The organism is Candidatus Contendobacter odensis Run_B_J11 (genome assembly GCF_000531125.1).
GTDB lineage: Bacteria > Pseudomonadota > Gammaproteobacteria > Competibacterales > Competibacteraceae > Contendibacter > Contendibacter odensensis.
This window is the reverse complement of record NZ_CBTK010000178.1, coordinates 1-6,989: the sequence shown is the minus strand read 5'-3', so window position 1 is coordinate 6,989 and position 6,989 is coordinate 1. Positions and strand designations below refer to the sequence as shown.

At 60.5% G+C, this 6,989-nt stretch carries 7 protein-coding genes, 1 tRNA gene and 1 pseudogene; 8 read left to right on the top strand and 1 reads right to left on the bottom strand.

Going from position 1 to position 6,989, the window contains the following annotated elements:
* Nucleotides 1-479, top strand: a pseudogene (locus BN874_RS25110) (glycosyltransferase family protein); the annotation flags it as partial.
* 101 nt (nucleotides 480-580) lie between these two features.
* Entirely contained in the window at nucleotides 581-1,723 is a 1,143-nt protein-coding gene (locus BN874_RS11495; protein ID WP_034433407.1) for a glycosyltransferase family 4 protein, read from the top strand.
* Nucleotides 1,724-1,797: 74 nt separating this feature from the next.
* On the opposite strand, the gene BN874_RS11490 is transcribed toward BN874_RS11495, so the two are convergent.
* Nucleotides 1,798-1,874: transfer RNA gene (locus BN874_RS11490), tRNA-Arg, on the bottom strand.
* Between the two features lie 324 nt (nucleotides 1,875-2,198).
* Here BN874_RS11490 and BN874_RS11485 point away from each other — a divergent pair.
* The 6 genes from BN874_RS11485 to BN874_RS11460 form a co-directional block, all read left to right on the top strand.
* Nucleotides 2,199-2,702 carry a c-type cytochrome gene (locus BN874_RS11485; RefSeq protein WP_051497748.1) on the top strand — a complete coding sequence of 168 codons (504 nt, stop codon included), beginning with the start codon at nucleotides 2,199-2,201 and terminating at the stop codon, nucleotides 2,700-2,702.
* An 80-nt stretch (nucleotides 2,703-2,782) separates the two neighbouring features.
* On the top strand, nucleotides 2,783-4,639 hold the full coding sequence (locus BN874_RS11480) for an ABCB family ABC transporter ATP-binding protein/permease (RefSeq protein WP_051497747.1): 1,857 nt from the start codon (nucleotides 2,783-2,785) through the stop codon (nucleotides 4,637-4,639).
* Nucleotides 4,640-4,717: 78 nt separating this feature from the next.
* Nucleotides 4,718-5,281 (top strand): YqgE/AlgH family protein, encoded by a 564-nt coding sequence (locus tag BN874_RS11475; protein ID WP_034433399.1) that lies wholly within the window; start codon nucleotides 4,718-4,720, stop codon nucleotides 5,279-5,281.
* 16 nt (nucleotides 5,282-5,297) lie between these two features.
* On the top strand, nucleotides 5,298-5,765 hold the full coding sequence (ruvX, locus tag BN874_RS11470; protein ID WP_034433397.1) for a Holliday junction resolvase RuvX: 468 nt from the start codon (nucleotides 5,298-5,300) through the stop codon (nucleotides 5,763-5,765).
* Nucleotides 5,744-6,241: a bifunctional pyr operon transcriptional regulator/uracil phosphoribosyltransferase PyrR gene (gene pyrR / locus BN874_RS11465; protein ID WP_034433395.1), complete on the top strand. Its 498-nt coding sequence runs from the start codon at nucleotides 5,744-5,746 to the stop codon at nucleotides 6,239-6,241. Before ruvX ends, pyrR begins: the two co-directional genes overlap by 22 nt.
* Nucleotides 6,238-6,989 (top strand): aspartate carbamoyltransferase catalytic subunit (locus BN874_RS11460; RefSeq protein WP_034433392.1); only part of this gene is annotated, 752 nt, incomplete at its 3' end. The genes pyrR and BN874_RS11460, both read left to right, overlap by 4 nt.

Sequence of the window (6,989 nt, the reverse complement as noted above, 5' to 3'; positions counted from 1 at the left end):
TGGATCGGGCGCTGGATCACGCCGATTTAGCCATCAATCTCCGCTATCCCAGCATGGGCGAAGCGTCGGGCAGCCAGTTGCGGATTTGGGACCACGCCCTGCCCAGTCTGGTCACCCGCACCGGCTGGTATGCCACCTTGCCTGAAACCACGGTGGCGTTCGTTCGCCCCGAACACGAGGTAGCGGATATACAGGAACATGTGCGGCAATTGCTGGCCAATCCGGCGCATTTTGCGCACTTGGGCCATAACGGTCGGCGCCAGTTGGAGGCGCAACACGCCCCCGATCAATATGCTGAGGCCCTGTGCCAGTTCATCCCGGTTGCGCGGAACCATCACGGTATCGGTCTGCTCGATCCGTTGATTACACGACTGCGAAACGAATCGGTCGCGTTTCCACAACCGTTCCGATTCAATGACGGGCGTCGGCTGGCTGGCGAATTAAACACGCTGGTGGGAATTCAAGCACCGCTGCTTTGATGCGATTTCATCGCTTCAAACGTGGCACGGGCTTCCAGCCCGTGTTCAGCTCATGGGCTGGAAGCCCGTGCCACCGCATTGATGAGAGCTATAATTTCGTCATGAAGCTGATCCTGAATGTAGATGCCCTCACTCCACCCCTCACGGGCATCGGTCATTACACCCTGCAACTGGCTCGTGGCCTGCGCGGTCACCCCGCGATTAGTGAACTGCGCTACTTTGCCGGCTGGCGCTGGGTGTCTGATCCCGAAGCCGCCAGCGCCGCTACCCGACCCGTCGCCATGGCTCGCCGCTGGATCCCGTTCAAACCGGCCGCTGCTCTGGCCTATGGCTGGCTTCAGCAAAATCTGTTTCGCTGGCAAACCCGCCCGTTGCGCGACCTTCTGGTTCACGCTCCCAACTACATCCTCCCCCCCTGGGTCGGCCCGTCGGTGGCTACCCTGCATGACCTTTCTCACCTGCACTATCCGCAGCATCATCCCCGCGAACGGATTCGCTACCTCGAACGCTACCTGCCACTCACCCTGGAGCGGGCCAGCCGCCTGATCGCGGTCTCCGAGTTCGTGCGTCAGGAAATCCACCAGCATCTTGGCGTTCCCTTGGCCCGCATCGTTACCGTCCATAATGGAATGGATGCAGCCTTTCATCCCCGAACGGCGCTGGCAACCGCCCCGGTAATCGCCCGCTACGGGTTGGAACCAGGGGGCTATCTGCTGAGTGTCGCTACTCTGGAACCACGCAAGAACCTGGCCCGTTTGGCTCAAGCCCATAGCCGTCTGCCGCCGAGCCTGCGCCATACCAAGCCGCTGGTGTTGATCGGTACTCCCGGCTGGCTGACCGAGGAATTGGAACAACATCTGGCACCGCTGGAACGTATCGGCCAGGTTCGCCGCCTGGGCTATGTTCCCCAAGCCGATTTACCCCTGCTTTACGCGGGAGCGTTTGCTTTTGCCTACCCCTCGCTCTACGAAGGGTTCGGCCTGCCGGTGCTGGAAGCGATGGCCAGCGGCGTCCCGGTATTGACCTCGGATCGATCATCTTTACCCGAGGTGGCCGGCGGCGCGGCGCGGCTGGTGAATCCTGAGGATGTGGAGGCTATGACGGCTGGTCTGGAACGGTTGCTGACCGATGACGATGAGCGATCTCTAGCGATCAAGCGGGGATTGCGGCAGGCCCATCGGTTTTCCTGGGAACGCTGCATTGAGGAAACCGTAGCGGTCTACCAACAGGCGCTGGCGAATTAAAAACATCCCCGGCATCGTCTTAATGCTTAATGCGAACACCTTGCGGGGATCGTCTGATAATTGCTTGAAAAACTTGGCGCGCCCGGCGGGACTCGAACCCACGACCTTCGGCTTCGGAGGCCGACACTCTATCCAACTGAGCTACGGGCGCGTTGGGAGAAAGGACGTTAAGGATACCCGGTCAATCGCCTCGCGTCCAGTTCCTGCCCGGTCTCGCTCACGGAATGCACCGGTGGTGTTCCTGGGCCGCATAGCGGTTTTCAGGTAACCCTCAATAACGCTATAATTTAGCCAGTAGGGTTGTGCCCCAATCGCAAGAGCAAGATAAAAAACCAAACCCCAATAAACCCAAACCTTCCCACCCGCAGCACCACAGCGAAGACTCACGCCCGGCGGACGGGCGAAGGATCGGGTCAGGTTCGCCGCAACGGATCGGGGGTGCGCTGGTTGAAAATGCGTTCAGTGAGGTAAGAGTGTGAATCTGCAAACCGATAAATCCGTCGTTACCACATCCGTCGCCCTGCTCTCAGGACTGGCGCTACTGGCAACCGTGCTGTTTATGGTTGCCGCCCTGATGGGCGTCGTCAATAGCGTCGCCCCCGATGATGGCTTGCGCAAGCAGGCCTCTGTAGTCGAACGGATCAAGCCGGTCGCGCGGGTTTCTTTTGAACAGCCCAAGCCGGCCATCGCGGTCAAACTTTCCGGGCAGGAGGTTTATAACAAGGTTTGCGCAGCCTGCCATGCCGTCGGTGTGTTAAACGCACCCAAGGTCGGAGCCAAGGATCAGTGGGATCCTCGCGTTGCCCAAGGTCTGGATACCTTGGTCACTCATGCGGTCACCGGCATCCGTGCCATGCCCGCCAAGGGCGGCAATCCCGCATTGACCGAAGCCAATATCCGGGAGTCCATCGTCTATATGCTGGGCGAAACCGGCATCAAGACCGAAGCCACTCCGGTCGCTGCCGACGCGCCGAAATAGCCCGTCGTCCCTTCGTATTATCACGTTATCAGGGCCATCCTCCGGGGTGGCCTTTCGTTTTTCAAGCGAACCCTACGCTCATGCGCCCCGATCTCCGCTACGCCGAATCTCCTCAACAGCAACGCCGTGACCGGGCCAATCTGCGCGCCCTGCTGCCCTATCTCTGGGAATATCGCGGTCGGGTCTTGCTTGCACTCGGCTGTCTGGTGCTGGCCAAGATCGCCAATATTGGCGTCCCTTTGGTGCTTAAACAGATCGTGGATCACCTGGATACCAACCAGCAAGCAGCCGTTGCGTTGCCGGTTCTGCTCCTGCTGACGTATGGCGCGCTGAAATTGGGCAATGCCCTGTTCAGCGAATTGCGCGATGTGCTGTTCGTGCGGGTTCGTTACCGTGCGATGCGCCGACTGACCTTGCGCACCCTGGCCCACCTGCACGACTTGTCGCTGCGCTTCCATCTGGAGCGCAAAACCGGCGCAATCAGTCGCGATCTGGAGCGGGGGTCACGCAGCCTGAGTACCCTGTTGAACTATCTGGCATTCAGCATTCTGCCGGTAGCGGTGGAATTCCTGCTGGCGGCGGCGGTGCTGCTCAACCGCTATCCACCCATTTTCACCTTGATTGTGTTCGGCAGTGCCGCCGCTTATATCGCGTTCACGCTGGCGATTACGAATTGGCGGATGGAACATCGCCAGTTGATGAACCGGCTGGAATCGCAGGCCGGCAATGAAGCGCTCGACAGCTTGATCAACTACGAGACGGTCAAGTATTTCGGCAACGAGGATTGGGAACAGCGGCGCTGCGACACCACCCTGGCCGCCTGGGAAAACAGCGCGGTGCTGAGCCAAACCTCGATGTCGGCACTCAACTTCGGCCAAGGCGCGATCATTGCGGTCGGTGCGACCTTGATCATGGTTGCCGCCGCCGGTCAGGTGGCCGCTGGTTCGTTGACGCTGGGCGATCTGGTGCTGGTCAACGCGCTGCTGCTGCAACTGTTCATCCCATTGAATTTTCTCGGCATTGTCTATCGGCAGATCAAATACGCGCTGGTGGATATGGACGATCTGGTGCGCTTGTTCGAGCAAACCCCGGAAATCCGCGATGCGCTGGACGCGACTCAGTTGCAGGTGACAACCGGCGAACTGCGCTTTGAGAATGTCAATTTCAGCTATCAGCCCGACCGGCAAATCCTGTTCAATGTGAGTTTCACCGTGCCGCTGGGGCGAAAGCTGGCTGTCGTTGGCGCCAGCGGAGCCGGAAAATCCACCTTGGCGCGGCTGCTGTTCCGCTTCTACGACGTGAACGGCGGGCGGATCTCGATTGACGGTCAGGATCTTCGCAGCGTGAGCCAGCACAGCCTGCGCGCCGCCATCGGCATCGTCCCGCAGGATACGGTGCTGTTCAATGACACGCTGTATTACAACCTGGCCTATGCCCGGATCGAGGCCAGTCGCGAAGAGATCGCCGCCGCCGCCCGCATGGCACAGTTGCACGAGTTTATCGCCGCGCTACCAGAGGGTTACGACACGATGGTCGGCGAGCGGGGTTTGAAACTATCCGGCGGCGAGAAGCAGCGAGTCGCCATCGCCCGCGCCATTCTCAAGCGCCCGCGCATCCTGATTTTCGACGAGGCCACCTCGGCGCTTGACAGCCAATCCGAGCAGGCGATTTTGCACGCCTTGCGCACCGTAGCCACCGATCACACCACTCTGGTGATCGCCCACCGCCTGTCTACCATTGTGGACGCCGATCAGATTCTGGTGCTGGATCACGGTCGAGTGCGGGAACAAGGCACCCACTGGGAACTGCTGCAACAAGATGGGCTGTATGCCCAGATGTGGACCTTGCAGCAGCGGGAACAGGCGGTGCTGGCTGAGGAACGGGCCGCGCTGGCCGAGGAACGGGCGCTGCTGGGAGCCAATGGTTCATCGATCTAACTTTCGCTACCGAATCACTCATAGGCGCGCCTGCTTCGGCGGCTTGTCAAGGCTGGAGCGAATTCCGATACTATAGCCATGACCGATCCGACCTATCTCAACAACCAGTTCCTGATCGCCATGCCGATGCTGGCGGATCCGAACTTTTTTCAGACCGTGACCTACATCAGCGAACACAATGCCAGTGGCGCGCTGGGGCTGGTCATCAACCGGCCGCTTAGCCTCACCCTCGGTCAATTGCTGGATCATCTGCAAATCACCACCGACCAGAGCGAACTTGCGGCACTGCCGATCTACCACGGCGGCCCGGTTCAGCCGGAACAGGGTTTTGTGCTGCACAGCCCAGTCGGTCACTGGGAGGCAACCTTGCGCATCACCGATCATCTCGGCATTACCACCTCCCGCGACATCCTGCACGCGGTCGCGCACGGCAAAGGCCCGCAACAGCTGCTGGTCACGCTCGGCTACGCCGGCTGGGGGCCGGGGCAACTGGAGCGGGAACTGGCAGAGAATACCTGGTTGTCCAGCCCTGCCGATCCCACCATCCTGTTTCATACCCGGAGCGACCGGCGCTGGCTGGCCGCCGCCGCTCTGCTGGGGATTGACCTGAATCTGCTGTCCGCTGATGCCGGCCACGCCTGATCGTAGAACGGCCTGAATGACTGCATCTCCATCCTGCCGGATCGCGCTGGGTTTTGATTTTGGTCGCGCCCGCATCGGCATCGCGGTCGGCGAAGCGGTGACCGGTTCAGCCCGTCCCCTGCGCACCCTGCCAACCCGCCAGCACCGTCCCGACTGGGAGACTATTGGCCGGCTGATCGCGGAATGGCAGCCCGATATGCTGGTAATTGGAGTGCCGCGCCACGCCGACGACAGCGCTAATGCGATGACCGAAGCCGCGCTGCGCTTCAGCCGGCAGTTGCACGGGCGATTTCATTTGCCGGTGGCCACTATTGACGAGCGGCTGTCTTCCTGGGAAGCCGAGCAACGCTACTTCGAGACGGCACCCGCTGGCCGGCACCGCGATCCCGATCCGGTACTGGACGCCCAGGCTGCGGCGGTGATTCTGGAAAGCTGGTTCAACCAACAACGGAGCCTGAACCCGTGCGCGACACCGAGTTCCTGATTGAAGCGCTGGCGGTACAATTGCGCGAGCTGCTGGCCCGGCGCGGTATCGCTGAACCGGCGCTGGTGGGTATTCACACCGGTGGGGTCTGGATCGCCGAACGACTGCGCCAGCAACTCGGCGTTACCACGCCACTCGGCCAACTGGACATTGCGTTCTACCGCGATGACTTCAGCCGGATCGGCATCAATCCACGAGTTCGTCCTTCGGAACTGCCGTTCGATGTAGATGGACGCCATTTGGTACTGGTTGACGATGTGCTGCACACCGGACGCACCATCCGTGCGGCCTTGAACGAATTGTTCGATTATGGCCGACCGGCTTCGATCTTGCTGGCGGTGCTGGTGGATCGCGGCGGACGGGAACTGCCGATTGAAGCGCATGTCGCCGGCTCCCGGCTGGAATTACCCGCCAGTCAGCAAATTCAACTCACCGGCCCCGATCCTCTGCAACTGCGGATTCAAACGACATCATGAGTACCGCCAATATTCAACTGGATCGCCAGGGCCGGTTGTTGCACTTCCTGACCGTGGAAGGGCTGAGTCGCCGCCATCTGACCGAAATCCTCGACACCGCTGAATCGCTGCGTGGAGTCGCCGAGCGGCGAGTGAAAAAACTGCCGACTCTGCATGGAAAAACTGTGGTCAATCTGTTTTTCGAGGCCAGCACCCGCACCCGCACTACCTTTGAACTGGCGGCCAAACGGCTGTCCGCTGATGTACTCACCCTTAATATCGCCGCCTCGTCGGCGGTTAAGGGGGAAAGCCTGCTGGACACTTTGCAGAATATCGAGGCGATGCAATGCGATATGTTCGTGGTGCGCCATCAACAGAGTGGCGCAGCAGAATTTATCGCCCGCCACGTCAAACCCCACATTGCCGTACTCAATGCCGGTGACGGTCGCCACGCCCATCCCACCCAGGCCATGCTGGATGTGTTTACCATCCGCCGCCACAAGCCGGATTTCCCTCATCTGCAAGTGGCTATCGTCGGCGATATTCTGCATTCGCGGGTGGCCCGGTCGCTGATTCACGCCCTCAACATTCTCGGTACTGCCGACATTCGGGTGATCGCCCCGCGCACCCTGTTGCCGGCTCAGGTCGAAACGCTGGGAGTGCGGGTATTCCACGACTTGAAAGCGGGGCTGCGGGAGGTGGATGTAGTGGTCATGCTGCGGTTACAGCGCGAGCGAATGGAAGGGGCGCTGTTGCCGTCCGAGCAGGA